Source organism: Asticcacaulis sp. (assembly GCF_035497195.1).
GTDB lineage: Bacteria > Pseudomonadota > Alphaproteobacteria > Caulobacterales > Caulobacteraceae > Asticcacaulis.
Genome location: NZ_DATJDZ010000019.1, coordinates 402,647 through 428,512 on the forward strand (window position 1 = coordinate 402,647; position 25,866 = coordinate 428,512).

21 protein-coding genes are annotated in these 25,866 nt (G+C 60.9%); 11 read left to right on the top strand and 10 right to left on the bottom strand.

The window, feature by feature from the left end:
• Window positions 1-5: 5 nt before the first annotated feature.
• Entirely contained in the window at window positions 6-1,097 is a 1,092-nt protein-coding gene (locus tag VL130_RS12770) for a TIGR03364 family FAD-dependent oxidoreductase (RefSeq protein WP_325363304.1), read from the bottom strand.
• Window positions 1,097-3,247 (bottom strand): phosphocholine-specific phospholipase C, encoded by a 2,151-nt coding sequence (locus VL130_RS12775; protein WP_325363305.1) that lies wholly within the window; start codon window positions 3,245-3,247, stop codon window positions 1,097-1,099. The genes VL130_RS12770 and VL130_RS12775 overlap by 1 nt, the downstream gene beginning before the upstream one ends.
• Before the next feature lie 176 nt (window positions 3,248-3,423).
• Here VL130_RS12775 and VL130_RS12780 point away from each other — a divergent pair, with 176 nt between their 5' ends.
• The 3 genes from VL130_RS12780 to VL130_RS12790 all read left to right on the top strand — a co-directional run bounded on the left by VL130_RS12780 (window position 3,424) and on the right by VL130_RS12790 (window position 8,093).
• The gene (locus VL130_RS12780) at window positions 3,424-4,017 is read left to right on the top strand and encodes an HD domain-containing protein (protein ID WP_325363306.1); all 594 of its coding nucleotides are present in this window, start codon (window positions 3,424-3,426) and stop codon (window positions 4,015-4,017) included.
• A gap of 59 nt (window positions 4,018-4,076) precedes the next feature.
• A complete protein-coding gene (locus VL130_RS12785; protein WP_325363307.1) occupies window positions 4,077-4,859 on the top strand; it encodes a UTRA domain-containing protein in 783 nt (260 codons plus the stop codon).
• A 381-nt stretch (window positions 4,860-5,240) separates the two neighbouring features.
• Complete coding sequence (locus tag VL130_RS12790) at window positions 5,241-8,093, top strand: TonB-dependent receptor (RefSeq protein WP_325363308.1); 2,853 nt, start codon at window positions 5,241-5,243, stop codon at window positions 8,091-8,093.
• A gap of 400 nt (window positions 8,094-8,493) precedes the next feature.
• Here VL130_RS12790 and VL130_RS12795 read toward each other — a convergent pair whose 3' ends face one another.
• Both VL130_RS12795 and VL130_RS12800 read right to left on the bottom strand, forming a co-directional pair.
• A complete protein-coding gene (locus tag VL130_RS12795; protein ID WP_325363309.1) occupies window positions 8,494-8,796 on the bottom strand; it encodes an HU family DNA-binding protein in 303 nt (100 codons plus the stop codon).
• A 236-nt stretch (window positions 8,797-9,032) separates the two neighbouring features.
• Window positions 9,033-9,767, bottom strand: coding sequence for a 2OG-Fe dioxygenase family protein (locus VL130_RS12800; RefSeq protein WP_325363310.1), 735 nt, complete (start codon window positions 9,765-9,767; stop codon window positions 9,033-9,035).
• A gap of 134 nt (window positions 9,768-9,901) precedes the next feature.
• Here VL130_RS12800 and VL130_RS12805 point away from each other — a divergent pair, with 134 nt between their 5' ends.
• Window positions 9,902-10,627 carry an SURF1 family protein gene (locus tag VL130_RS12805; protein WP_325363311.1) on the top strand — a complete coding sequence of 242 codons (726 nt, stop codon included), beginning with the start codon at window positions 9,902-9,904 and terminating at the stop codon, window positions 10,625-10,627.
• Between the two features lie 51 nt (window positions 10,628-10,678).
• Here VL130_RS12805 and VL130_RS12810 read toward each other — a convergent pair whose 3' ends face one another.
• A complete protein-coding gene (locus tag VL130_RS12810) occupies window positions 10,679-11,143 on the bottom strand; it encodes a hypothetical protein (RefSeq protein ID WP_325363312.1) in 465 nt (154 codons plus the stop codon).
• Window positions 11,144-11,550: 407 nt separating this feature from the next.
• Here VL130_RS12810 and cyoA point away from each other — a divergent pair, with 407 nt between their 5' ends.
• The 7 genes from cyoA to VL130_RS12845 all read left to right on the top strand — a co-directional run bounded on the left by cyoA (window position 11,551) and on the right by VL130_RS12845 (window position 19,993).
• Window positions 11,551-12,579 carry a ubiquinol oxidase subunit II gene (gene cyoA / locus VL130_RS12815; protein WP_325363313.1) on the top strand — a complete coding sequence of 343 codons (1,029 nt, stop codon included), beginning with the start codon at window positions 11,551-11,553 and terminating at the stop codon, window positions 12,577-12,579.
• A gap of 6 nt (window positions 12,580-12,585) precedes the next feature.
• On the top strand, window positions 12,586-14,634 hold the full coding sequence (gene cyoB, locus VL130_RS12820; protein WP_325363314.1) for a cytochrome o ubiquinol oxidase subunit I: 2,049 nt from the start codon (window positions 12,586-12,588) through the stop codon (window positions 14,632-14,634).
• Window position 14,635: 1 nt separating this feature from the next.
• On the top strand, window positions 14,636-15,292 hold the full coding sequence (gene cyoC, locus VL130_RS12825; protein ID WP_325363315.1) for a cytochrome o ubiquinol oxidase subunit III: 657 nt from the start codon (window positions 14,636-14,638) through the stop codon (window positions 15,290-15,292).
• Window positions 15,292-15,723 (top strand): cytochrome o ubiquinol oxidase subunit IV, encoded by a 432-nt coding sequence (gene cyoD, locus VL130_RS12830; protein ID WP_325363316.1) that lies wholly within the window; start codon window positions 15,292-15,294, stop codon window positions 15,721-15,723. Before cyoC ends, cyoD begins: the two co-directional genes overlap by 1 nt.
• A gap of 147 nt (window positions 15,724-15,870) precedes the next feature.
• Entirely contained in the window at window positions 15,871-17,499 is a 1,629-nt protein-coding gene (locus tag VL130_RS12835; RefSeq protein ID WP_325363317.1) for an MFS transporter, read from the top strand.
• Complete coding sequence (locus VL130_RS12840; RefSeq protein WP_325363318.1) at window positions 17,496-18,620, top strand: HlyD family secretion protein; 1,125 nt, start codon at window positions 17,496-17,498, stop codon at window positions 18,618-18,620. Before VL130_RS12835 ends, VL130_RS12840 begins: the two co-directional genes overlap by 4 nt.
• On the top strand, window positions 18,617-19,993 hold the full coding sequence (locus VL130_RS12845; protein ID WP_325363319.1) for an efflux transporter outer membrane subunit: 1,377 nt from the start codon (window positions 18,617-18,619) through the stop codon (window positions 19,991-19,993). Before VL130_RS12840 ends, VL130_RS12845 begins: the two co-directional genes overlap by 4 nt.
• Here VL130_RS12845 and VL130_RS12850 read toward each other — a convergent pair.
• The 5 genes from VL130_RS12850 to VL130_RS12870 form a co-directional block, all read right to left on the bottom strand.
• Window positions 19,971-21,590: an inorganic phosphate transporter gene (locus tag VL130_RS12850; RefSeq protein ID WP_325363320.1), complete on the bottom strand. Its 1,620-nt coding sequence runs from the start codon at window positions 21,588-21,590 to the stop codon at window positions 19,971-19,973. The two genes, VL130_RS12845 and VL130_RS12850, sit on opposite strands and share 23 nt — an antisense overlap.
• A gap of 268 nt (window positions 21,591-21,858) precedes the next feature.
• Window positions 21,859-22,893 carry a sulfate/molybdate ABC transporter ATP-binding protein gene (locus VL130_RS12855; protein ID WP_325363321.1) on the bottom strand — a complete coding sequence of 345 codons (1,035 nt, stop codon included), beginning with the start codon at window positions 22,891-22,893 and terminating at the stop codon, window positions 21,859-21,861.
• A gap of 12 nt (window positions 22,894-22,905) precedes the next feature.
• Entirely contained in the window at window positions 22,906-23,751 is an 846-nt protein-coding gene (gene cysW / locus VL130_RS12860) for a sulfate ABC transporter permease subunit CysW (protein WP_325363322.1), read from the bottom strand.
• Window positions 23,748-24,644 carry a sulfate ABC transporter permease subunit CysT gene (gene cysT / locus VL130_RS12865; RefSeq protein ID WP_325363323.1) on the bottom strand — a complete coding sequence of 299 codons (897 nt, stop codon included), beginning with the start codon at window positions 24,642-24,644 and terminating at the stop codon, window positions 23,748-23,750. Before cysT ends, cysW begins: the two co-directional genes overlap by 4 nt.
• A gap of 146 nt (window positions 24,645-24,790) precedes the next feature.
• Window positions 24,791-25,825, bottom strand: coding sequence for a sulfate ABC transporter substrate-binding protein (locus VL130_RS12870; protein ID WP_325363324.1), 1,035 nt, complete (start codon window positions 25,823-25,825; stop codon window positions 24,791-24,793).
• Window positions 25,826-25,866 lie beyond the last annotated feature (41 nt).

Sequence of the window (25,866 nt, forward strand, 5' to 3'; positions counted from 1 at the left end):
TGGCCTCAGAAACTTTGGAAGGTGCGTTCGGCGATGCCGAAGGCGGTGGAAGCGCCGGCGCCGCAGGTGACGACGACCAGGCGAACATCGGGCACCGGGCGATCGATCAGGAAAAGCTGGTCGGGTGAGGTGGCGTAGGCGCCGCTCCAGCGTTCGATGACCGGCGGCGGCGCGCCCAGGACGGCGCGGTACTCATCGAGGATCAGTTGATCGACGGCTTCGGAGGTGAAGGGTTCCGGCGCGTCGTGGTAATGATGGCTGTCGCCGACGACGAGCGAGCCGTCAGCGCTCTGCACCACGATCAGGTGGACGCCATTGGCGAGGTGTTCGGCGTGTTCGGTCTGCAAGCGGGTCTTGAGGGCTTCGGCCTCGGGCAGGTCGGCATAACCGAGATAGCGTATGAGACTGAGATCGGACATCACCGCGCCGGGCAGGCGGAAGCCGGGATCGGTCAGGCGCAGCATCTGCAACTGGCAGCGTGAGACATTGTGGGCCTTGATGCGGTCGGCGAACAGGCCGCTCAGATCATCACCCGGACAGACGATAATGCGTTCGGCGCGGATGTCTCCCATAGACGTTTCCAGCCGACCGCTGTCCACGCCGGTGACCGATACGCCGTAAAACAGGTCGGCGCGCTCGGCGAGCCAGCCACTGAGCTTAGGAATGGCGGTGCGTGACTCGACCCGAATATCATACGGTGAATGCAGCACGGCGCGCTGGCCCTTCGCCAGAAAGGGCGCATCCGCTGGCCGCAGCAGACGGCAATCCTCGCCCATCTCGGTATAGAGAAAAGCCCGCAGCACATCTTCGGACTCGGCGTAGCGGGCGCTGATATAAAGGCCACGCTGCTCGATGGCGATACCGGCCTGTTCGGCGACCTCCAGCCAGATATTGCGCGTTCGCATAGCCAGGGCGTGAAAGTCGCCGCGTTGCTGACCGGTGACGGTTATGAAGCCGAAATTGCGGATCGAGGCGCCCGTGGCGCGGGCGTGACGCTCGAACAGCGCCACGGTCTGGCCGGCTTTTACGGCGCTCCAGGCGTGCGCCAGCCCGACAATGCCGCCGCCGACAATGGCTACATCATAGGATTTCGTCATCAGACAACCATCGCGCCGATGCCGGGATCGGTGCGGCTGGCGCGGCCGGTTTCGATATGTCCGGCGAAGCGACGCAGCCAGTGCTCATTGCCGGTGATCTTCAGCGTCAGGTCGTACCAGTGGTCGCTGGCGGCGAGATCGAGGCGGACCGTTTCCACGCCATTGGCCGGCAGGGAAAGGGTGCGGCCGGACTGGCTATAGCGCGGATCGCTGGCAAGGCTGACCTCTACCGCCGCACCGCTGGTATTTTGCAGGGCCAGGGTCAGTTCGCCATTTTGAGCGTTTTCGCTGGCGACGACCAGCACCGGATCGGCCAGCAGCTTGTCATCATCGCGCAGGCGGCCGGCGAAATGGCGATAGAAGCCATTCGGGCCATGCACGGCCAAGTCATAAACCTCACGCCCGCGGTGGTTCCAGTGTGCGGCCTGACAGGACTGCCCGGCATCCAGCGTATAGCGCCACGGACCGGTGACATTATAGGGGGCGTAATCGTGGGTGGTGAAGACCGCCGCCTTGGTGCCGGTATTGGTCAGGTCGATCAGGATGTCCTTGCCGGTCTGGCGTACATTGGCATTGAGGGCGTACGGCAGGGGACGCGCAGGGCGCTGTTCGGCCGGCTGGCCGCCGGGGCTTTGGATATTCGGGATTTTCAGCGACGGCTGGGCGGCGGCATGGGCCAGGCGGGCCTTGTAGTCATCGGTCGACGGCAGGTTTAGTTTGGTCAGGTCGGCGTTCGGTGTCCTGAAATCGAAGGCCGAGGTCAGGTCGCCGCTGATCGCGCGGCGCCAGTCGCTGATGTTCGGCTCCATGACACCGAAACGCTTTTCCATGAACTTGATCGTCGAGACGTGATCGAAGACTTCAGAGCAGACATAGCCGCCGCGGCTCCACGGCGAGATCACCATGGCCGGGACGCGGATGCCGAGGCCCAGCGGTTGCAGCCCTTTGTTGGGATTGCCGGGCTCGTTGCCATAGTCCATGAACTCGCCGGCGACACTGACGCCACTGTAGCCTTGCGTCTCATCGGCGGGCGGTGAGGGCGGCAGCATGTGGTCATAAAGACCGCCGGCTTCGTCATAGTTGATGATGAAGACCGTCTTGGCGAACACCTCCGGATGTTCAGTCAGGGCCTCGATCAGCTTGGCGCAGACATTTTCACCATCAGCCGGCGTCCAGCTCGGATGCTCTGAAAGCGCCGCGGCGGTGACGATCCACGAGACCTGCGGCAGCTTGCCGGCAGCGATATCGGCGCGGAAGGCCTCGACCAGTTGCTGGCCATCGGAGCGGGTGCGGTCCGGCGCCGGCTTGGTCTCGGACACCCATGAACGGCCGCGCTTGTACAGGCTGGAATTCTTGTCGCAAGGCCGGAAAGGCTTGAAGACCGACAGGATATTGTCGCCGAAATTGTCGTATTCCTGATAGACCTTCCAGTTGATGCCCGCCTTTTCCAGGCGTTCGGCATAGGTGGTCCATTCATAGGCCTTGATCGGGCGATCCTCGGCCATGTCGGCGCTGGGCGTTTCGTCTTCGCCGTAATTGGACATCACCGGCTCACCGCCGACATGGCCAGCGCCATTGCAGCCGGTCCACAGGTGCAGGCGGTTGGGATAGGTCTGGGTCAGGGTTGAGCAGTGGTAGGCGTCGCAGATGGTGAAGTTGGCCGCCAGGGCATGATAAAACGGCAGGTCCGACGCCTTGTAGTGCGTCATGCGGTTTTGCAGTTGTTTCGACACGCCCCACTGATCGTAATGGCCGCCATTGACGATGATTGTGGCGGCGTCATGACCCTGGTCGGCGCCATCGACGACATAGGCATTGGCGGTCTTGGAATCGGCCCAATAGGGCATGACAAAGCCATCCGGATGCTGGTCGCTCGGCTGGCGCCACACGCTGTGGCCGTTACGCAGACGAAGCGGACGCGGATCGCCCTGGCCGCGCACGCCCGGGAAGGTGCCGAAATAATGGTCGAAGGCGCGGTTTTCCTGCATGAAGATGACGATGTGCTCGACGTCGCGGATCGTGCCGGTCTTGTTGTTGGCGGGGGTGGCCATCGCCTTTTGCAGGGTGGCGAGGGTAGCGAGGCTGAGACCCGCTCCGGCCATTTGCAAGAGTTGGCGGCGATTAGCAGCGATATCGGGAGATTTGATCATGAGGCGGCCCCTGCGAAATACGATACGCTGGTATAGACCAGATGAATTTGGCCGTGCTTGAATTTTTCATGACAATTTCGTCGCGTAAGTTTCACAAAATGGCCGCGAAAATCATTTGTGACAGGGAGGGCTATTTGGTATAGACCAGATAATTATCCTTAAGAATCGAGATGTTGATGACTGCACCTGCCGACCGTATCCGTTCGACCGATGTTGATGCCGCCGCAAATTTTGCCGACCAGATAATGGAAATCTACGCCAGCCGGGGCGATGATCATTACGGCGAAGATGTCAGTCAGTGTGAGCATGCGGAGCAGTGCGCCCACCATGCCCGCGCAGACAACGCCAGCGATGAACTGATTATTGCCGCGCTCCTGCATGATATCGGGCATCTGCTGCACAAGTTCGGCGAGGATGCGGCCGATCGCGGCATCGACACCAAACATGAGCGGATCGGCTCCGGCTTCCTGGCGCGCGCTTTGCCGCCAGGCGTCACTGAACCGATCGCCCTGCATGTCCGCGCCAAGCGCTACCTCGCCACCACCCACCCGGACTATCTCGATTCCTTAAGCGCCGCCTCGATGCAGAGCTTCATTTTGCAGGGCGGGGTGATGAGCAGGGAGGAGGTTGAAGCCTTCCTGGCCGAGCCGCACCATGCCGGGGCCATGAAGCTGCGCGCCTATGATGAACTGGGCAAGGTCGTCGGTCTGGAGATCGCCGGTTTCGCCAGTTATTTGCCGCTGATCCGCGAACTGGCGACGGTACGGTAGAAAAAACGCGCGAACTGATCTAAGGGCGATTCATTGTCTTCTTGCGAAAGCTGCGCCCCATGACCTCCAAACGCTCGCTCGCCCGGCCCGACTGGTGGATGGACATGGCTGAGCCTGGGGCGGACATCGGCGATCTGCGTCACTATCTCGGCGTGCGTGACAGCATCGCGGCCCGTATCCACAGTGGTGATCTGGCGCAAGGGGCCTGCCTGCCATCCGAACGGCAACTGCAAACCGGCACCGGCGCGGCGCGCGGCACGGTGCGTTCAGCCCTGTTCCAATTGGAGGCCGAGGGACTGATTTACCGCAAGGAGCGCAGTGGCTGGTACGTGTCGCCACCGCCGGTCGTTTACGATCCGACGCGCTGGGAAGGCTTTATGTCCTATGTGTCGGCGCAGGGGCGCGTGCCTAAGACCGAATTGCTGGGCACGCGCGAAGTTGTAGCGACGCCGGAACTGGCGGAGGTTTTCAGTGTGGCTGTCGGTGCGACCTTGTTTGAGCTGCGCCGCCGCCGCTATATCGATGACCGCGCCGTGCTGGTCGAAACCATCCATGTCGATCCGCGCCTGGCGCCGTCATTGCTGGGGCATGATCTCGATGGTTCCCTGACCCAGGTTTTGCGCAGCCAGTACGATATCTCCGTGGCCCGCAACCGGATCGATATGCAGCCCTGCGCCCTGACGCAGGACGAGGCCGCCGCCCTGCGGATCAAGTCGGGCCTGCCGGGGTTGCTGGTCAGGCGCATCAGCTACGATGCGCAGGGCAGGGTTGTTGAATACGACCTCGAATACTGGCGACACGACGCGCTCAAGGTCAGCGTCGATATTCGCGTCACGAAATAAGCCGCAATCTGGAATGTATTGAAGTTTCGCATCTGTGACTGCGCGGAATCCTGCGTCTTGCGTGACACTATTGTGACGGTTGGGGTTGTATATTCAAACAGATTTTTGTGACACTATTATTAAATATATCACGTTTAAAATTATATTTATCAATCTAACAAAACTGGTTTACACCAGATTTATTTTGCGACATTAAGCAACGGCTTCTTATTAATATATCATGGCTTGGGCGTAACTTGTCCATTACGAATTCTGTCTTGTGTCAGAAGGTGCGCATCTGTGCGCGTCATCGGTCGCGGGGGGCAGGGGCGGGATGAGGCTCCGAAGGCCGGTAAAAGAAGCGTTGCAATTCGGGCTTATGCACACGTTTGGAGAAACACCATGTCGTCCACCTATAAATTATCGCTGATGGGGGCCAGTTTCGGCGCTCTGTTATGCGCCCTGGCGCCAGCCGCCGCTTCCGCCCAGGATCAGGCGCCGGCTCAGTCCGCCGACGTTGACGCAGCACCGACTGAGGTCGTCGTCACCGGCCAGCGCCTGTCCAGCGCCAGTTCGATCAACCAGCAAAAGCGCGCCACGGCCGTTACCAATGTCATCTCGTCGGATGACATGGGCAAACTGCCCGACGCCAACGCCGCCGATGCCCTGGCCCGCGTGCCGGGGGTCAATGTCGTCGTCAACCAGGAAACCGGCGAGGGCGAATATGTCGCCATCCGCGGCTTCGGCGGCACCTTCAACGCCTATTCGATCAACGGTGTGCGCGTGGCCCTGACCGACACCGACAGCCGCCGCATGTCGATGACCGTCCTGCCGCCTAACGGTTTGAAGTCGATCTCGGTGTCGAAGACCCTGACGCCGGACATGGACGGCGACGCCATCGGCGGCGCGGTCAACTTCGTCACGCCCAACGCCTTCGACTTCAGGAAGGATATTGTTCGCGTTTTCGCCAGCTACGGCGTCAATGACCGTGCCCAGGCGCAAGGCGAAAAGGCCGGCAACGCTCAGGTGCAGATCGACGCCGCTCACCGTTTCGATGGTGGCAAGTGGGGCGTCTTCGGATCTTTTAATTACGGCAAGAGCAACTATCACAACGAAGAAACCGAGAATGACGGCGAGTGGGAACCTTACCACTGGCGCAAGGATTCCGAAGAGGTGATCGACGGCAAGTCCCTTTACCTGCCAGGTATCGATCTCGATTACCGTAGTGGGTCGCAGGAGCGCTTCGGCGGCAATTTCTCGGTCGATTACCATGGCGACGACACGCAACTCTATGTGCGTGGCCAGTATTCCAAGCTGAAGCGCGTCGGCACCAACGACTATACCGACGAAAAGAGCAGCAAAACGGCGCGGCTTGCCCAGGTCAATATCGATGACACCAGCCTGGCCTCACCGGAAAGCATGATCACCGGTACGGGCAGCAAGGGGAATATCTACGGCTATACCACTTCTCAGATCGTCGATGCGGACGAAGACGGCTTTATCACCGATGCCGACGCCACCGAAAACTCCTACTGGTCGCTGGCTGGCCGGTCGGGTGTCTGGGCGCCCAAGGCATTCCAGTTCGCGCGCAGTTTCAACACCCAGGATCAGGAATCGAACCTGATGACCCTGAATGCCGGCGGTATTACCCATAAGGGGCCGCTGACCCTCGAATATGACCTGAGCTATTCCTATGGCGAAAAGGGTGATCCTGGCAGCTACGGCATTGGGTTCAATTGCGACGGCGGTGACGACGACATGCCGGCCGTCTGTGGCGATATTTTCAAGCGCACGGGCATCCTGTGGTCGTCTGCCGATCCGCGCTTCCCGCTGGCTCAATTCCCGGCCTTCGCGGCCGATGTCGATCACCGCGACGACCTGCTGGCCTTCAACGGCGCCGGCTACAGCAAAGACAAGCAGTCCGACGCCCGCACCGCCCTGCGTCTTGACGCTACCTATGATTTCGGCGGTCTTTTCGATCACATCAAGGCCGGCTTCAAGTATTCGAAGTCCGAGCGTAAATACGACAGCACACAAATCTGGGATGGCGACCTGTCCAACACGCCTTACAGCGGCGATACCCTGGCTACATCGGGTCTTGTCGATCGCCAGGTTGAGGGCATCGATCACGGCACCTATTATTACGGTTCGGTCCTGAACCGCACCCGCGTCATCAACGCCATCCAGGCCGCGATGAAAGATCATCCGGTTACCTATTCGGAAGCCGACCAGAACCAGGATGACAAGAACGGCTCTGAAACCATTACGGCGGCCTATGCGCTCGTTGATATGCGTTTCAATGACCTCCAGGTCGTCACAGGCGCGCGTATCGAGCACACGGCGGTTGAAAACACCGACTGGGCGGAAGATACAGACAATGGCGACAATTCTGGCTTCCAGACCAGCACGAAGGAATATACCAACATCCTGCCGTCGATCACGGCGGTGTGGCGCAAGGGCAGCAATCTCGTTTATCGCGGCGCCTTGTGGACCAGCTTTTCGCGTCCCGAATACGGTAACCTGACCCGCGGCCAGTCGATCGGCCGCGATCCGATCACCCACGAAATCCTGTCGATCAGCCGCGGCAATCCGGACCTGAAACCGGCCCAGTCGCTTAACCTCGACCTGTCGGCGGAATATTATCCTGACGCATCGAGCATGGTGTCGGCGACCTATTTCCAGAAGGTGATCCATGACTTCATCTTCACCAATGGTTCTTCGGTCGATGCGGATACCACCAGCGGCATCATCGAAATCAGCCAGCCGAAGAACGGCCAGAAGGCGACCATTTCGGGCGTCGAACTGAACCTGATCAAGTCGTTCGAGGGGCTGGCGGCGCCCTTCGATGGCTTCGGCGTCGAACTCAACGTCACCATCCAGAACTCGGAAGCCGAAACGGGCCTGGATTATCGTAAGGGTCATCCGATCCCGTTCGTGCAATCGCCGGACCTGAACTACAACGCGGCCCTGACCTACCAGAAGTACGGCTTTGAAGCGAAGCTGGCCTACCAGTACCAGGGCGCCTATATTGAAGACCTGCGCGACAACGCCATCGACAAGTGGGTGCAGCCGAACAAGTCGCTCGACCTGCACACGCGCTATAATTTCAGTCATAACCTGGCGCTTGATTTCGATGCCCAGAATATTCTGGATGGCCACCGCTACTACACCACCAAGGGCAAGAGTCCTTCCTATCAGAAGGACTATATGGAGCCAGGCCGCAATTTTGTGGTGCGGGTAGCGTACAGCTACTAACCCATTTTACCTCGTGTGAAACTAGCGCTCCGGAAACCATCCGGAGCGCTTTTTTTGGGTTGGCCTGTCGCAGAGGCCCAAATTCTCACATCTCTGAGAGATTTTTCAATCGTTCGGATGACTCTGGCAAATCGAGTCCCGTAACAATGAAGCAGATTACCAGTGCGCATCAGTGGCTTGTCAGTGTATTGAACCTGCCCGCCGAACGGGTTGAGCCGCCTGCCTTCGCGCTGTGCGTGTTCCACTGGTTTCGAGCGAGTGGTCCACCTGACGCCATAGAGTCCGGTGTTGGATATGCCCGTGAATTAGCGAACCGGCTCCCGACAATTTAAGCTGGATACGGGGCGGACGTCGGCGATGATCTGATTTAAGGAAAAGGTCACCGACGTGCGCCTTGATATTACCCGTTCAGCTTATCTTTCAGGGCCTTGGCAGGCTGAAAGGTCACTTTCCTGGAAGCGGCGACCTGGATGGTGGCGCCGGTGGAGGGATTGCGTGCTTCACGCGCCGGCACGTCTTTGGTTTTGAATTTGCCGAAGCCGGGGAAGTTCACTTCGTCGCCCGCGGCGGCGGCGTCCGCGATGGCCTTCAAAACGTCTTCGACGATGGCCTTGGCGGCGACCTTGGTCAGGCCTTGTGCGAGGGCAAGCTTTTCAACGAGATCAGTGGTGTTCATGGGAATGTCCTTTCGTTTGCGCGCCACATGGCGCGATCGCAGGGACTTTTACGCGAGTCGGCGTTTAAGCCAACTCTCCGTATTCAGGTGCATGACGGCCAACCCTATTCTGAGACGATGGACGGCGATGCGAATGCGAGATCAAGCCGTGGCTTGATCTCAGGAATACGCAGATTGCTTTTGCCGATGGTCCAAATCTCAACGGCATCGCCGCCACGCCCGACGGTAAGGCGCTGATCGTTATCCAGATGAACAAGGGGCTGCTATTTAACCGCAGATGAAGTCAGCCGCTGAAAGGTGACGACCAGAACGTCACGATGGCCGGGTTGGGCCGGGGAGAGGCGATGGATGGGCGTCACGCCATGCAGCACCCGATGATCATCGAGAAAGACTGCATCGAGCGGATCGGTCAGGGTGAAGGCGCCCAGGGGCTGGCGGCCCGGACCGCAGATGGCCGTGACGCCTTCGCCGACATTGAGCCGGTCGATCAGGATAACCGCCACCCAGTCAACGCCGTCGCGGTGCATACCCTCCGGCGTTGGCTGGCCGGTTTCGCCCGGCGCCGGTTCGATACGGAACTGATGGATTTCGACGCGCCAGTCGGCTGTCAGGTCGGCGCCATCCAGGAAGAGGTCGCGGCAGAGATCAAGCAGGGCCGTGAAGGCGGGGTTTGCGGCGGTTTCCGGCGTCACCGGATCGAACCAGCGCTGCACGCCGCCATTCAGCAGATTGTAGTCGCGGCTCTGGTAGTGCGGTTGGTGGGCCTCACGCGTGAAGACGCCTCTGGACAGTGAGAAGACGGCATGTCGGCGTTTACGGTAGCGGCCGCCATCGGCCATGAAGCGGTCAGGGCCGAGATCATTCCACGCGGCGGCAAGGGCTGGCCAGCCGCCCGCGAAGGTTTTGGGAAGATGGGCTTTCATCACGGCGCGCGGCGCAAAGATATGGCCGTCCGCATCAAGCCGGCGGCGCAGGTCGGGAAGGGCGTGGTCCGTCATGTCGCAATCCTTTGGTGCCGTCTCTCTGAACCGCTTTAATCGGAAAAGCAATGTGATCAGGTGTCGCGGGCCTTCGGTTCCCATCTTCGGGTGGTTTGTGCTAGGACGGCGCGCATATTCACGAGGCGCGTATCATGTCTGTCCGGAAAATTTTGTTTGGTGTGCTGACCGTTGCGGCCATCGCCATGTTCCTGGCGCTGGGTATCTGGCAGGTACAACGACTGGTGTGGAAAACCGACCTGATCGCCCGGGTCAATGCGCGGGTCGCCGCGCCGCCGATGGCTGCGCCGGGCGTCACGGAGTGGGGGCGGGTCAACACGGCGGCCGATGAGTACCGGCACGTCACATTGCGCGGGCGGTTCCTCAATGACGCCGAAGCGCAGGTCTATACGCTTTCGGATTATGGCGCGGGTTATTGGGTGATGACACCGCTCCGGCGCGACGACGGCACGGTTGTCTATGTCAATCGCGGTTTCGTGCCGATGGATAAACGTGCGCCGGCAACGCGACCAGAAGCGCAGCCGCAAGAGCAGGTGACCGTCACCGGTCTATTGCGTATGCCTGAGGTCAAGGGCTGGCTGTTATCGCAGGCCAATGATCCGGCGCGTGACGCCTGGTATCGCCGGGATATCGCGGCGATGGCGCAAAGCCGGCATATCGGTACGGTCGCGCCTTATTTTGTCGATGCCGACGCCACGCCAAATTTCGGCGGCTGGCCGAAGGGTGGACTGACGGTGGTGAAGTTCCCCAACAGCCACCTGGCCTATGCCCTGACCTGGTTCTCGATGGCGGCGATGCTGGCAGGCGTGTCGGTCTGGCTGGTGTGGTTCCGCAAGCCCGAAGACAACGACCGGACATGAAAATGGCCGCCGGATGATCCGGCGGCCATTTGATAAGCTTGTTTGAATGGCTTAGATGCGAACCTTGACCGGTTCGGCGTGGGGCAGGCCGTTGACCCAGCGCATGATCGCATCATCCATATGGCCAAGCACGGCGAGGTGCAGGCGCTTGAAGGGATGGCCGGCCAGGGTCAGGAAAATCTGGAACATGCCGTATTGCGGAGCCGGTGTCAGGGCGTCGATGATGTCCGACTTGCGGATCACGGCATCCATGACCAGACCGTTATATTCCAGACGGTCTTCATAAAGGGACAGCTTGCAGCGCCATACCATAGGCGCACCGAAAAGGGCGGCCGCGATCGGAATTAGGCTCAGCAGGATGCCGCCGAACTGGGCGACTACGCCGTGCATATGCGTATAGGATTGCATCGCACCGGTAACGCCGATGGCGATCAGGGCGAGGGCGCCCGCAATAACGAGGGATTTGAAAACCGGTCCAAACTGGTAGACACGCGGATAGGCTTTACTCACGTCCATACTTTATTCCTTCACGTCAATTAATTTTAACGCCTGCGTCAATTTAACTCACGCTATCGGAAAAGTGGGAGATTGCAACGCTTTTTTCAATTTTTTGAATGGTGAAATGATATCGATTTTCAGCGCGGCATTATTAGCGGTAACGGCGATTTGACTTTTTTGTCGGTTATAACGGCGTTAGATAGCGATGTTTTTTAACGCATCTGCGAAAAAATAAATGCGGCGGTGCGACAATGTGCCCCTTGCGACCACAGTGAAATTCCTGTTTACGCCTCACCAAAGCTTCGCGGACAATACGCGAAGAGTGTGCCAACTCCTTTGTGTGGTTTGAGTTTACTCCTGTGAATCCTTTGGATCATCATTCGACGCGCCCATTTCAGGCCGTGTTTTCCAAGCGGAGCGTATCCTTGTCTTCTTTATTGCGGCGCACAATTAAGCGCGCCATCATCGCGGGCGGCCTTGTCGCCGGCGCGGCCCTGTTGTCCGGCTGTCAAATGGTCGTGATGGACCCCAAGGGGCCTATCGGGATGCAGGAAAAAGACCTGATCATCCTGGCTGTTCTGCTGATGCTGATCCCTGTCGTGCCGGTCATCTTCATGACCTTCTGGTTCGCCTGGCGGTATCGCGCCTCCAATACCAAGTCGACCTATGCGCCTGATTTCGAACATTCCAATCGTATCGAAGCCGTTGTCTGGGCGATCCCGACCCTGATCATCATCGCGCTCGGCGCCGTGACGTGGATTTCGACCCACGAACTCGATCCGCGCGCCCCGCTGGCGCCGCACGAGAGCATGCCGCACGTCAAGCCGATCGAGGTCGAGGTCGTGTCGCTCGACTGGAAATGGCTGTTCATCTATCCCGAATACAATATCGCCACGGTCAACGAGATGGCCCTGCCGGTCGGCACACCCGTCCATTTCAAGCTGACCTCGGCCACGGTGATGAACTCCTTCTTCATCCCGCAACTCGGTTCGCAGATCTACACCATGACCGGCATGGAAACGCAGCTCTCCCTGCGCGCCGATCATGCGGGCACCTATGACGGTATCTCGGCCAATTACAGCGGCCACGGGTTCGCCGGCATGAAGTTCCAGGCCCTGGCGCTCGATGACGCCGGTTTCAAGGCCTGGGTGGCGAAGGCGCAGAGTTCGCAGGCCGCGCTCGATGGCGCCGCCTATGCCGAGCTGGAAAAGCCGGGCATGGAGTTCAAGCCGACCTATTACGCCACGGTCGCGCCGGACCTCTTCCACAAGGTGCTCAACAATTGCGTCAATGGTGGTCTGTGCACTGACGATTCGCACAACATGGCGATGATGAAGAATCTGGCCCCCGGCGCGGCGCAATGCAAGCCAGGCGAAGAACCCAAACTGAAAGCCGCGAAGCCGGCGGTCGCGGAAGCGGCCATTACTTTTAAACCTGTCGCGCACAAGAGCTAGTATCATATGTTAACGCACGCAGAACCCGTCGCTCACGCGGCCGCCACGGCCGACGCCTCGCCGCTTGTCAACTTCCTGTTCGGCAAGCTGCGCCTCGATTCGATTCCGTGGCACGAACCGATCATCATGGTGGCGGGGGCCGGCATGGTCGGCGCCGCCGTCCTGGTGCTCGGCCTGATCACCTATTTCAAGCAGTGGAAATACCTCTGGACCGAATGGCTCACCAGTGTGGACCATAAGAAAATCGGCGCGATGTACATCATTCTGGCGCTCATCATGCTGCTGCGCGGTTTCGCCGACGCCCTGATGATGCGCACCCAGCAGGCCCTGGCCTCCAATGGTGGCGCGGGTTACCTGCCGCCCGACCACTTCGATCAGATATTCTCGGCGCACGGCGTCATCATGATCTTCTTCATGGCCATGCCCTTCGTCATCGGCCTGATGAACGTGGTCATGCCGTTGCAGATCGGCGCGCGCGACGTCGCTTTCCCGTACCTCAACAGCATGAGCTTTTGGCTGACCGCCGCGGGCGCTATTCTCGTCAACATATCGCTGGTGGTTGGTGAGTTTGCCCACACCGGCTGGCTGGCCTATCCGCCACTGTCGGAACTGGCCTATTCGCCCGGCGTCGGTCAGGATTACTATATCTGGGCCTTGCAGATTTCCGGCCTGGGGACGCTGCTGTCGGGCGTCAACCTGATCACCACCATCTTCAAGATGCGCGCGCCGGGCATGACCCTGATGCGGATGCCGATCTTCACCTGGACGACGCTCGTCGCCAACATGCTGATCGTCGCTGCCTTCCCGATCCTGACCGTCACCCTGGCCATGCTGGGCGCCGACCGTTACCTGGGGATGCACTTCTTCACCAATGAAGCCGGCGGCAATCCGATGATGTACGTCAACCTCATCTGGGCCTGGGGGCACCCCGAAGTCTATATTCTCGTCCTGCCGGCCTTCGGTGTCTTCTCGGAAGTCGTCGCCACCTTCTCGCGCAAGCGTTTGTTCGGTTATGACGGCATGGTCTACGCCACCTTCGCCATCGGCATCCTGTCGTTCCTCGTCTGGTTGCACCACTTCTTCACGATGGGCGCGGGTGCGAATGTCAACGCCTTCTTCGGCATCACCACCATGATCATCTCCATCCCGACAGGCGTGAAGATCTTCAACTGGCTATTCACGATGTACCGCGGACGGGTGCGCCTGGAACTGCCGATGCTGTGGACGCTCGGCTTCATCATCACCTTCGTCATCGGCGGCATGACCGGCGTTCTGCTGGCCGTGCCGGGGGCTGACTTCGTGCTGCACAACTCGGTCTTCCTGATCGCCCACTTCCATAATGTCATCATCGGCGGCGTGGTCTTCGGCTGTATCGCCGGCATGAACTACTGGTTCCCCAAGGCGTTCGGCTTCAAGCTGCACGTCGGCATCGGCAAGGTGTCGTTCTGGTGCTGGATCATCGGCTTCTGGGTCGCCTTCCTGCCGCTTTATGCGCTGGGCCTGATGGGCATGACGCGCCGTCTCGATTTCGTCAACAATCCGGTGTGGCACGCCTACCTGATCGTGGCCCTGTGCGGTGCGCTGCTGATCTTCGTCGGCATCATCGCCCAGGTCGTCCAGATCGTTTACTCCATCTGGAAGCGCGACGCGTTGCGTGACCTGACGGGGGATCCGTGGGATGGCCGCACCCTGGAATGGGCCACGTCTTCGCCGCCGCCCTTCTATAACTTCGCCGTCCTGCCGAAGATCGGCAACCATGACGCCTTCTGGGACGCCAAGCAGACCGGCACCGCCTATGTACAGCCGAAACGCTATGAGCCGATCCATATGCCGCACAACACCTATACCGGCTTCCTGATCGGTATCGTCAGTGTCGGCCTGGGCTTCGGCCTGGTGTGGCATATCTGGTGGATGGCGGGCGGCGCGCTGCTGGTCATGATTGGCCTCGGCATCGCCCACACCTTCAACGAAAACCGCGACTATTATGTGCCGGCCGAAGAGGTCAAGGCCATCGAAGACGCACACTTCGCCAATCTCAAGAAGGCGGGCCAATAAAATGAGCAAGACCATGAACCCGGTCGCCGGTTACGAGAACCAGATCGACTCCGCCTACGACCACAATCCGAACGACGCCCACCACGCCGGCGATCATCATGACGAAGGCCCGAAAGTCACGCTTGGCTTCTGGATCTACCTGATGAGCGACTGCATCCTGTTCGCGTCGATTTTCGCCGGTTATGCCGTCCTGAAAGACGCGACTGCCGGTGGCCCCAACGGCCGCGAACTGTTCGACCTGCCATACGTGGCGATCGAAACGGCCCTGCTGCTGATTTCCTCTCTGACCTATGGCCTGGCCATGATCAGCATGGAGGCCAACAAACTGAAGCCGGTCATCGGCTGGCTTGCCGTCACTGCCCTGTGCGGCCTCGGCTTCATGGGCATGGAAATCCATGAGTTCATCAAGCTGATCGAAGAGGGCGCCGGCCCGGACCGCTCGGCCTTCCTGTCGGCCTTCTTCACCCTGGTCGGCACCCACGGCCTGCACGTCACCTCCGGCCTGATCTGGATGGGCGCCATGTTCGTTCACCTGTTCAAGCGTGGCCTGACCCCCGCCAACCGCATCCGTTTGATGACCTTAAGCCTATTCTGGCACTTCCTCGACATCATCTGGATCGGTGTCTTCACGATCGTATACCTGATGGGAGCCGCCTGATGAGCACGCCCAATACTGCCAAGCCGAAAAAGGCGAAAACACCGCACGCCAGGCCGGTCGATACCGACCAGACCCAGGCCGAAGCGGCGCACCATGACAATCACCACGACGGCGCCGGTCACGGCACGGTCAAGTCCTATGTCACCGGCTTCATCCTGTCGGTCATTCTGACGGCGATTCCATTCGGCCTGACCATGGCGCACATGCTGCCGGCTTCAAGCCTGATCCCGGTTGTCGTCGCCATCGGCGTGGTCCAGATCCTGGTGCACCTCTATTTCTTCCTGCACATGAATGCGTCTTCCAGCCAGGTGTGGAATAACGCCGCCTTCATCTTCACCGTGCTGATCGTCGGCATCCTCGTGATCGGGTCGTTGTGGGTCATGTACCACCTCAACGCCAATATGATGCCGGGCATGATGCCGGTCGAATAAGCGGATCGTATTTGCCGTTTTTTAAGCTCGCCAGTTTCCCTGCTGGCGGGCTTTTTCGATTTTGTTAGGATTTGCCGGTCAGGCTGAAGAATATCGATTCTTTAATCTCTCGCCTGTTCCTGTTTCCGTAAGAGGAAGACGCCAGACGTGACGCGCAAACCGGTCCCAGAACAGATGCCCGCCGGCGAATACGCTTTCGCGCCGCATGAGCGCCCGACTTTGCCAGGATCGCCCTATGCGCCAAACCACCCGGTCAGCCGCAAGCTGGGCTATGTGGGGGTGGCGATCATCATGGCCCTGGCGGCCAGCCTCAGCAATGCCATTGTCAGCGTCAACAGCCAGCCGTTGGCAGGCAGCCTGGGCGTGACCACAACCGAAGTGACCTGGTTGCTGGCGGTTTATGTCGCCTTCAACGCTTCAGCCAATCTGCTGCTGATCAAGGCACGGATGCGGTTCGGCATTCCGCCGGTCATGCGGGCGCTGTTGTGGCCCTATATGCTGCTGGTTTTTGCTGAACTGCTGTGGCCGAGTTTCTCGCTGGCGATTGTGGCGCGCGCCGCCGGCGGCTTCCTGGCGGCGGGAATGTCGTCGCTCGTCATCTATAATCTGATGCAGGTCTTCCCCGCCAAATACCGGCCGCTGGCGATCGTGTTCGCCGTCGGCCTGCCGCAACTGGCGATCCCGATCGCTCGCCTGCTGCCGGTGGAGCCTCTGATGGTCAACGGCCAGCAGACCATCCACCTGATCGAACTGGGCCTGGCTTTGGCGGCTTCGGCGGGCGCCAATCTGGTACGTCTGCCGCCGACCGACAAGATCCCGGCCTTCGATCCGCTCGATGCCCTGACGGTGGCGCTGTTCCTGCCGGCCATGCTGCTGCTGTCGGTCGTTCTGGTCATGGGACGGAGCCTGTGGTGGACGGACACGCCGTGGCTCGGTTGGGCGCTGGCCGTGTCGGTCGGGCTGTTTTACCTCGTCGGGCTGGTTGAGCATCTGCGCGCCAATCCGCTGCTGCACCTGCGCTGGATCGGCAGCAGGGATATCCTGCGCTTTTGCGCCGTGGCTATGCTGGTGCGGCTGGCGCTCAGCGAACAGACCTACGGTACGCTCGGTTTGCTGACCGTGGGCGGGCTGAACAATGATCAACTTCACGGCCTGTTCATCGTCATCCTGTTCGCCATGATCGGCGGCACGGTCATGAGCGCCGTTCTGTTGAAAGCGCCGCGTATCCCCTACATGATTATCGTCGCCGCCCTGATTATCGCGCTGGGCGCCGGGCTGGACAGTTTCGCCTCCAGCCTGACGCGGCCGCCGCAGCTTTATCTGTCGCAGGCGTTGCTGGCCTTTGGTTCGACCTTCTTCATCGGGCCTGCGCTTTTGTTTGGCTTCGGCAAGGTGCTGGAGCAGGGCAAGGGCTTTATCGTCAGTTTCAGCGTCATGTTCGGCCTGTCGCAGAATATCGGCGGCCTGGCCGGTTCGGCGCTTCTCAGCACCTATCAGGTTATTCAGGCGCGGGCGCATACGCAGTCGATATATAGCCATTTGCTGGCAGGCGATCCGGCCGTGGCGGCGCGGGCACAAGGCGGCGTCACGTCTCTGGCGCAGATCGTTTCGCGCGAGGCCAATGTCGCGGCTTTCAATGATGTGGCGCGGCTGGTCATGGTTATCGCCATCCTGACGGCGCTTTATATTGGCTATCTTATTGTCCTCAAACGGCTGGCCGATCGCAAACTGGCCCTGGCCGATCCTTCCTCATCCACTGCAAAGGCGGCCGCATGACCGACGCTGTAAACCCCGCTCAAACCCCGGCATCGGATGAGGCGCCGCGCCACTGGCACCCGCCATCACGGCCGAATATCGTCGTGGTGTTCTTCGCCGTGCTGGCAGTGGTCGCCGTGCTGCTGATCCTGTGGGCGTGGAATCTGCCGCCCTTTACCGGTGGCGATGAGGTGACGCAGAACGCCTATGTGCGCGGCCGCACCACGGTGATCGCGCCGCAGGTCAGCGGCTATGTGACCGCGGTGGCGGTCAAGGACTATGAAACGGTTCAGGCGGGGCAGGTGCTGGCGCGCATCGACGATCGTATCTACCAGCAGCGCGTGGCGGCGGCCCGGGCCAATGTTGCGGCGGCCGAGGCCAGCCTGGCCAATTCGGAACAGGCGCGGGCCTCGCGCACGGCGGCTTCGGAAGGGCAGGCGGCGGCACTTGGCAGCGCGCAGGCGCAGCTTTTGCGGGCGCAGGCCGATATGAGGCGCGTCGATGAACTGGTGGGTGATGGTTCGGTATCCTTGAGGGAGCGGGATTCGACATTGGCGGCTTTGCGGGCCGCCGAGGCGCAGGTTAACCAGGCCAAGGCCGCCGGTGAAATTTCGCAGCAGGATATCCGCACCGTCGAGGTCGGGCGCGGTGGCCTGGAAGCCCAGGTCGAGGCGGCGCGGGCGCAACTGAAACTGGCGGAGATCGATCTGTCCAATACGGTTATCCGCGCGCCGGAAGCCGGGCAACTGGGGGAAATCGGTGTGCGGCAAGGGCAGTACGTCACCAACGGCACGCAACTGCTGTCGCTGGTGCCGCCGGACCGTTGGGTCATCGCCAATTACAAGGAAGCTCAGACAGCACACATGGTAGTGGGGCAACCGGTTGTCATGAAGGTGGACGCCCTCGGCGGTGCTGAGATCCACGGGCATGTTGAGCGCCTGTCGCCGGCGGCGGGATCGGAGTTTTCGGTCATCCGCACCGATAATGGCACCGGCAATTTCGTCAAGATACCCCAGCGGATTGGCGTCCGCATCCGCATCGATCCGAACCAGAAACTCGCTGATCGCCTGCGACCGGGCATGTCGGTCGAAACCCATGTCGCCAGCCACGTCAAAGTAATGGCCAAGGTGAAGGCGCAATGAGGCGGGCATTCCTCCTGACCACGGTTTGTCTGCTGGCGGGTTGCGCCGGGCCGCGCCCGGATGTGCCGGTGAGCGCCACGGTGACGCCGCCTGCCGGGTGGCGGGAACCGGTGACGGCTATGGCATCTGTCAACATTGACTGGTGGCGCCATTTCAATGATCCGGTGCTGACGCAATTGGTCGAAACCGCGTTGGCCAACAATACCGATATCACTATCGCCGCCGCACGTGTCGAAGAGGCGCGCTACGGTTATCAGGGGGCTGAGGGCGCGCTGTTGCCATCGCTCAATGCCACGGCAGGTGGCGCATATTCGCGCTCGATTTCGCAGGTTTCAGGCCGGCCGGTAACGCAAACGGCGGGGGAGGCGGATTTGCCGCTCAGCTATGAGGTCGACCTGTTCGGCCGCCTGCGCAACACATCGCAAGCCGCCCGCGCCACGCTTTTGGCTTCGCAATATGCCCGTGACGCCACGCGCCTCAGCGTCGCCGGGGCGGTGGCCAGTGGCTATATAACCCTGCGGGCGCTCGATGCGCGGCTGGTGCTGCTGAATGACACGCTGACCACCCGCGCGCAGGCGCTTTCCACCGCCCGTCACCGCGCCGAGACCGGCTATAGCCCCAAGCTCGAATTGCAACAGGCGCAGGCGGAATATAACGCCGCGCAACAGTTGATTCCGGCCGTTGAACTGGCCATCCGCCGTCAGGAAGATGCGCTCAGTCTGCTGCTCGGCGAGACTCCGCGCACAATCGAACGCGGTGTGGCCTTAAGCGCTTTGGCCGTGCCGGTTGTGCCCGCATCCTTGCCGTCGGATTTGCTGCGCAATCGTCCGGATATCGCGGCGGCGGAAGCGCAGATCGTCGCCGCCGACCGCTCGCTTGATGCCGCGCGCGCCGCCTTCATGCCGGCGATCCGCCTGACGGCTTCCGGCGGCTATGCGACGTCGGACCTGCTGCCGCATGGCTATGATGTGTTTTCGCTCGGTGGCAATATCGTGGCGCCGCTGTTCCAGGGCGGACGCTTGCAGGCGCAGGCCGGTGCGGCGGCGTCACGACGCGATCAGGCGGCCTTCGCTTACAGGAAGGCGGCGCTCAATGCTTTCCGCGAGGTCGAGGATTCGCTGGAGGCGGTCGATAAGATCAATGCGCAACAGTTGATTTTGACCGACCAGACGGCGGCGCTGGCCGAGGCTTACCGGCTGGCGGGCAATCGTTATCGGGCAGGCTATTCGCCCTATCTCGAACAGATCGACGCCCAACGGGCATTGCTCGGTGCGCAACTGAACCTGATCCAGGCGCAGGCCGATCACCTCAACGCCGAGGTCAGCCTGTTTCAGGTGCTTGGCGGCGGGTTTACAGGAATTGACGGAAAATAAAGTAGAGCGCGCCAGCCAGAACCACGGTGGCCGGCAGGGTCAGGACCCAGGCCAGCGCAATGCCCCGGATGGTCGACCATTGCAGGCCGGAGCGGTTGGCCGTCATGGTGCCGGCCACGCCGCCGGAAAGGATATGCGTGGTCGAAACCGGCAGGCCGAAGCGCTCGGCGGCGAAGATGGTGACAGCGGCGACCAGCCCGGCGGCCGCGCCCTGGCCATAGGTCATCTTTGAATTGCCGATCTTTTCGCCGACGGTGACGACAATGCGCCGCCAGCCGACCATCGTGCCGAGGCCGAGCGCCAGCGCCGTCGCCACCTTGACCCAATCGGGGATATAGCGGGTCATGCTGTTCAGGGTGTCTTGCAGGCCCTTCAAGGCTCTGGTCTCACTTTCCGGCCGGGCAGTTTTCGTGCCGTTGAGCAGGCTGACAGCGCCATTGACGAGGTACATATCTTTGCGCAATTGCGGCATGTCGGCGGCGGGGACATTGCGCAGGGCGCCGTGGGCCTGGATCTCGCTTTCGATATGGCCGGTCATCACGGCCAGGGCGCCATAAAGGGCGGGGGTATCGATCTTCCGGGCGCGGACAGCGGTATTGACGGCGCTGCGGGCGATATCGATCGTAGGGGCAGCTCTATCGGCACGGGCGGCGAAGGCCTGTTCGCCGGCGTCGAAGCTGGCGATATAGGCCGGTTGGGCGGTATCGGGCAGGGCGCGATTGAGCGCGTAGGTGGCCGGGGCGACGCCGATCAGGATAATCATGATCAGGCCCATGCCCTTCTGGCCGTCATTGCCGCCGTGGGCGAAGGAGACGCCGGTACAGGCGGCGATCAGGGTGGCGCGAATCCAGAATGGCGGCGGGGCCTTATCCTTGGGCGCTTCGTAAAGCTTCGGGTTGCGGATCAGGGTTTTCATCGCCAGCAGCAACAGGGCGGCGGCGATGAAGCCGACCAGGGGCGAGAAGATAAGCGCCTTGCCGACCTTGGTCGCCTGCGTCCAGTCGATGCCCGATGTCGCATTGACTGCCGCCGACATAAGCTGGTTGGCGATGCCGACCCCCATGATCGAGCCGATCAGGGCGTGGGACGACGAGTTGGGGATGCCGAGCATCCAGGTGCCGAGGTTCCAGATGATGGCGGAAATCAGCAGGGCGAAGATCATGGCGTAGCCGGCGCCGGTGCCGACCTGGAGAATCAGTTCGACCGGCAGCAGCAGAACGATGCCGTAAGCGACCGCGCCGGTGGAGGCCATGACGCCGAGGAAGTTGAACAGGCCGGACCAGATGACGGCGAACAGGGGCGGCATGGAGTGGGTGTAGATGACGGTCGCCACGGCGTTGGCCGTGTCGTGGAAGCCGTTGACGAACTCGAAACCGAAGGCGATCAAAAGCGCCAGGCCGAGGAACAGGAACGCGCCAATGGCGAGCGGTTCGCCCATAGCGGCGGCGTCGCTGTGGACGCTCCAGCCGACAAAAAGGAGGCCGAGACAGATCGGAATGAGGAACAGAAGGTTCGCGGACAGGCGAAAGGCTTTGGGAGGAACGGGCGGTGGAGTCACGGCTTCTGTCTGCGTAGACTCAAATGACGCGTCGAACATGACGGCTCCTGCCGTTACCGGAAACTATGGCGTCTCTTTGGCAGGTGAGTGGTCGGGAGTCGATTCGTTTTTGTGACAGTTTCGTGACGATCTGGTGGCGGTAGAGCATTGAAAACAAAGCCTTCCCGCTGATTTTGAATCGCATGTTTGGCTATCGCCCGTAATTCAATGACTTTTTCGCAGGCGTATACACCGAACACGGACAAAACAGGCCGGGACAATGCCCGGCCTGTGGAAGTGAACAAATTCATCGTTACCGCATAATGGCTCAGGCGTAGGCGTAAACCCGCTCCGGTTTGAGCCGCAGTTCGTCACCGACGGCGAAGCCTTGCGCCTCGCTGCCGTGTGGGTGTTGCGTCTCGAACAGGCTGCCATCGGTCCCCTTGAGTTCAAGGCGCAGATTGCTGCCGGCGGGCAGGACGGCGGTGACCGTGACCGGAATACCGGCGCCATCGCGTGACAACTGCGCTTCGTAGGGGCGAAAACGGACGACGTATTCGCCGTCGTTTGCCGCTCCGGCCACTGGTGCGCTGAAGCCGTCGAAATGAGCGACGCCATCCTTGATGCGGCCACTGGCTTTGTTGGCTGAGCCGAGGAAATCGAACACAAAGGCCGAGGACGGGTTGCTGTGGATTTCAAGCGGCGTACCGATCTGTTCGACCTTGCCGGCCTTGAGCACGACAACGCGGTCGGCGAGATCGAGCGCTTCTTCCTGATCGTGCGTCACGAAGATGGTGGTGACGCCGGTTTCATGGTGGATGCGCTTGAGCCAGCGGCGCAGGTCCTTGCGCACCAGGGCGTCGAGCGCGCCGAACGGTTCATCGAGCAGCAACAGGCGCGGGTTGATGGCCAATGCCCGCGCCAGCGCAACACGTTGGCGCTGGCCGCCGGAAAGCTGGCTGGGGTAGCGCTTGCCGAGGTCTTCCATCTGGATCAGCTTGAGCAGGCGCTCAACGGTTGATTTGATTTCGGCTTTCGGCGGGCGTTCCTTACCCGGACGGACATCGAGACCAAAGGCGATGTTCTGCGCCACGGTCATGTGACGGAACAGGGCATAGGACTGGAAGACCATGCCGACGCGGCGATCACGCGGATTGAGCTTGAGGTAGTTCTCGCCCTCGAAGCTGATCTCGCCGCCATTGGGCGTATCCAGGCCGGCCAGCAGGCGCAGAAGCGTCGTCTTGCCGGAGCCGGACGGACCGAGCAGGGCGATGAACTCCCCGGATTTCGCCTCGAAGGTGACGTCCTTGAGGGCGGGGAAGTTGGTAAAAGTCTTGTTTACGGCGTTGATTTTGAGAGACATCTGGTCTGTTCCTTAATGTCTGCGAGAGGCGGCGAGCTCACCCGCGAAGCGCCATTCCAGAAGGGTTTTGAGCACGAGCGTGACGATGGCTAGGCCAGCCAGGATCGAGGCGGCGGCGAAGGCGCCAATCGTGTCGTACTGGTTATAGGTGATCTCGATATAGAGCGGCAGGGTGTCGGTCAGGCCGCGAATGTGGCCGGAAACGACCGACACGGCGCCGAATTCGCCCATCGCCCGCGCCGTACACAGCAGCACGCCGTAAAGCAGCGCCCATTTGATATTGGGCAGGGTGACGCGGAAGAAGATATCCCAGCCGCGCGCGCCAAGCGTGCGGGCGGCGACCTCTTCGTCGGTGCCCTGGTCTTCCATCAGCGGGATCAGTTCTCGGGCGATGAAGGGCAGGGTGACGAGTACAGTGGCCAGCACCAGCCCGGGCAGGGCGAAGACGATCTTGATGTCGTGATCGCGCAGCAGGAAGCCGAACCAGCCCTGCGCGCCGAACAGCAGAATCCACACCAGGCCGGAAATGACGGGCGAGATGGAAAACGGCAGGTCGAGGATGCTGAGCAGCAAGCTCTTGCCTTTAAATTCGAAGCGCGTGATGCACCAGGCGGCGCAGATGCCGAAAATGGCGTTGAGCGGCACGGCGATGGCGGCGACCAGCAGGGTCAGCAGAATCGCGGCCTTGGCGTCTTCGGTATGGAGGGCGGCGAGATAGGGCGGCAGGCCTTGCGAGAAGGCGGTGACCAGCACATTAACCAACGGGAGCAGGACGATGAAGCCCAGCCACAGCAGGCTGAAAAGCAGAAGAAGGACAGCCCCGGTCGTTTTGGGGGCGCGGGCGGCTTTGGCGGTCATTTGGCGCTCCCGACATTGGCGAAGAACCTTTGCGCGACATTGAGAAACAGGAGGATAACCAGCGACATGGCCAGCATGATCACGCCGACGGCGGCAGCGCCGGCATAGTCATATTCCTGAAGCTTGATGACGATCAGCAGCGGGGCGATTTCGGAGATATAGGGCATGTTGCCGGCGATGAAGATGACCGAGCCATATTCACCGACGCCGCGCGCCAGGGCCAGCGAAAAACCGGTGACGAGCGCCGGCATCAACGCGGGCAGGATGACGCGCAGGGTGGTTTGCAGGGCGGTGGCGCCCAGGGTTTCTGCGGCTTCTTCGATCTCGGCCTCGAACTCGGCCAGCACCGGCTGGACGCTGCGCACCACGAACGGCAGGCCAATAAAGGTCAGGGCCAGGAAAATGCCGATCGGCGTGTAGGCGATCTTGAAGCCGAGTGGTTCGATCAGGCTGCCGACCCAGCCATTGGCGGCGTAAAGGCTCGACAGGGCGATGCCGGCCACGGCGGTCGGCAGGGCGAAGGGCAGGTCGATCAGGGCATCGAGCAGCTTGCGGCCGGGGAAGCTGTAACGGGTCAGTGCCCAGGCGACGGCAAGGCCAGCTACAACGTTGACCACGGCGGCGGCCAGGGCGGTTAAGAAGCTCAAGGCGAGGGCGTGAAGAACGCGCTCGTCGGTGAGCACGAACAGGAAGCCTGACAGGCCATGTTCCCACGGACGCGCAATCAGCGCCGCCAACGGAATGATGACGATGACGCTGAGGAAGAAGATGGTGATGCCAAGGGTGACCTTGAAACCGGGCAGCACATGAGTGGTGCCGGTCGCCGGGTGCGGCGCCTTGAAGTGATCCGGAATGGCCGGTTCGGGTACGGCGGTGTCGGGTTGTCCCGTCATGGAAGTTACCTGTCAGGTTGGAGGTGGGCCTGGCAATCAAGTATTGATTAGGAAGGGCTGAACACTCGGAAATAGACGCTGCCGGTAACAAACCGCGGCAGCGTCTCACTATCCTTGATCACTGTGAAATTACGTCTTGGTGATCGCTATTTCCGGGTGATCTGGTCGAAGACGCCGCCGTAATCGAACTGTTCCTTCTGAACCTTCTTCCAGCCACCGAAATCATTGATGGTGACCAGCGGTATTTTCGGGAACTGGCTGCTGTATTTGGCCAGGATCGCCGGATTGCTAGGGCGATAATAGTTCTTGGCGATGATATCCTGCGCTTCGTCGCTGTACAGGTAGTTCAGGTATTCCTTGGCAGCCGCCAGATTGCCCTTCTTGGCGGCATTCTTATCGACGACGGCGACCGGCGGTTCGGCCAGGATCGAGATCGATGGATAGACGATTTCGTACTTGCCCTTGCCGAGTTGGTTCAGGGCCAGCCAGGCTTCGTTTTCCCACGCGATCAGCACGTCGCCAACACCGCGTTCCACGAAGGTCACGGTCGAGCCGCGGGCGCCGGTATCGAGCACCGGCACGCGACGGAACAGGTTTGTCAGGAATTCCTTGGCCAAGGCGTCGGTGCCCCAGCGCTTTTTGGCGTAGGCGTAGGCGGCCAGATAGTTCCAACGCGCGCCGCCGGAGGTCTTTGGGTTCGGCGTGATGACCGAGACATCGAGACGGATCAGATCGTCCCAATCCTTGATCTTCTTCGGATTACCCTTGCGGACCAGGAAGACGATGGTCGAGGCGTAGGGCGTCGAGTTTTTCGGGAATCGGCCCTGCCAGTTGGCGGGAAGAAGCCCGGCTTTTTGCGAAATTGAGTCGATATCGGCGGCGAGCGCGAGGGTCACGACATCGGCGGGAACGCCGTCGATGACGGAGCGCGCCTGCCCTCCGGAACCGCCGTGGCTTTGGCGGATGGTAATGTCTTCACCGGTCGTGGCCTTCCAGTGCTTTGCGAAAGCGGTGTTATAGGCGGCGTAAAGCTCGCGGGTCGGGTCGTAGGAGACGTTGAGCAGTTCGCGCGTCTTGGCGCTGGCGGGGGCGGCCAGGGTGAGCGCGCCGGAAGCCAGAAGGCTGGCGCCGCCGAGCAGGCCGGTCAGAAAGGTTCTGCGTTGGGGGGTCTTGAAAGACATGTCTGCATTCCTTCTATGGGCGCTGACCGAACTTCAGTCCG

What these genes read in the sequence shown, in the direction of transcription:
- VL130_RS12770 (WP_325363304.1), bottom strand. Translation starts at nt 1,097, where the DNA reads ATGACGAAATCCTATGATGTAGCCATTGTCGGCGGCGGCATTGTCGGG.
- VL130_RS12775 (WP_325363305.1), bottom strand. Translation starts at nt 3,247, where the DNA reads ATGATCAAATCTCCCGATATCGCTGCTAATCGCCGCCAACTCTTGCAA.
- VL130_RS12780 (WP_325363306.1), top strand. Translation starts at nt 3,424, where the DNA reads ATGACTGCACCTGCCGACCGTATCCGTTCGACCGATGTTGATGCCGCC.
- VL130_RS12785 (WP_325363307.1), top strand. Translation starts at nt 4,077, where the DNA reads ATGACCTCCAAACGCTCGCTCGCCCGGCCCGACTGGTGGATGGACATG.
- VL130_RS12790 (WP_325363308.1), top strand. Translation starts at nt 5,241, where the DNA reads ATGTCGTCCACCTATAAATTATCGCTGATGGGGGCCAGTTTCGGCGCT.
- VL130_RS12800 (WP_325363310.1), bottom strand. Translation starts at nt 9,767, where the DNA reads ATGACGGACCACGCCCTTCCCGACCTGCGCCGCCGGCTTGATGCGGAC.
- VL130_RS12805 (WP_325363311.1), top strand. Translation starts at nt 9,902, where the DNA reads ATGTCTGTCCGGAAAATTTTGTTTGGTGTGCTGACCGTTGCGGCCATC.
- VL130_RS12810 (WP_325363312.1), bottom strand. Translation starts at nt 11,143, where the DNA reads ATGGACGTGAGTAAAGCCTATCCGCGTGTCTACCAGTTTGGACCGGTT.
- cyoB (WP_325363314.1), top strand. Translation starts at nt 12,586, where the DNA reads ATGTTAACGCACGCAGAACCCGTCGCTCACGCGGCCGCCACGGCCGAC.
- cyoC (WP_325363315.1), top strand. Translation starts at nt 14,636, where the DNA reads ATGAGCAAGACCATGAACCCGGTCGCCGGTTACGAGAACCAGATCGAC.
- cyoD (WP_325363316.1), top strand. Translation starts at nt 15,292, where the DNA reads ATGAGCACGCCCAATACTGCCAAGCCGAAAAAGGCGAAAACACCGCAC.
- VL130_RS12840 (WP_325363318.1), top strand. Translation starts at nt 17,496, where the DNA reads ATGACCGACGCTGTAAACCCCGCTCAAACCCCGGCATCGGATGAGGCG.
- VL130_RS12845 (WP_325363319.1), top strand. Translation starts at nt 18,617, where the DNA reads ATGAGGCGGGCATTCCTCCTGACCACGGTTTGTCTGCTGGCGGGTTGC.
- VL130_RS12850 (WP_325363320.1), bottom strand. Translation starts at nt 21,590, where the DNA reads ATGTTCGACGCGTCATTTGAGTCTACGCAGACAGAAGCCGTGACTCCA.
- VL130_RS12855 (WP_325363321.1), bottom strand. Translation starts at nt 22,893, where the DNA reads ATGTCTCTCAAAATCAACGCCGTAAACAAGACTTTTACCAACTTCCCC.
- cysW (WP_325363322.1), bottom strand. Translation starts at nt 23,751, where the DNA reads ATGACCGCCAAAGCCGCCCGCGCCCCCAAAACGACCGGGGCTGTCCTT.
- cysT (WP_325363323.1), bottom strand. Translation starts at nt 24,644, where the DNA reads ATGACGGGACAACCCGACACCGCCGTACCCGAACCGGCCATTCCGGAT.
- VL130_RS12870 (WP_325363324.1), bottom strand. Translation starts at nt 25,825, where the DNA reads ATGTCTTTCAAGACCCCCCAACGCAGAACCTTTCTGACCGGCCTGCTC.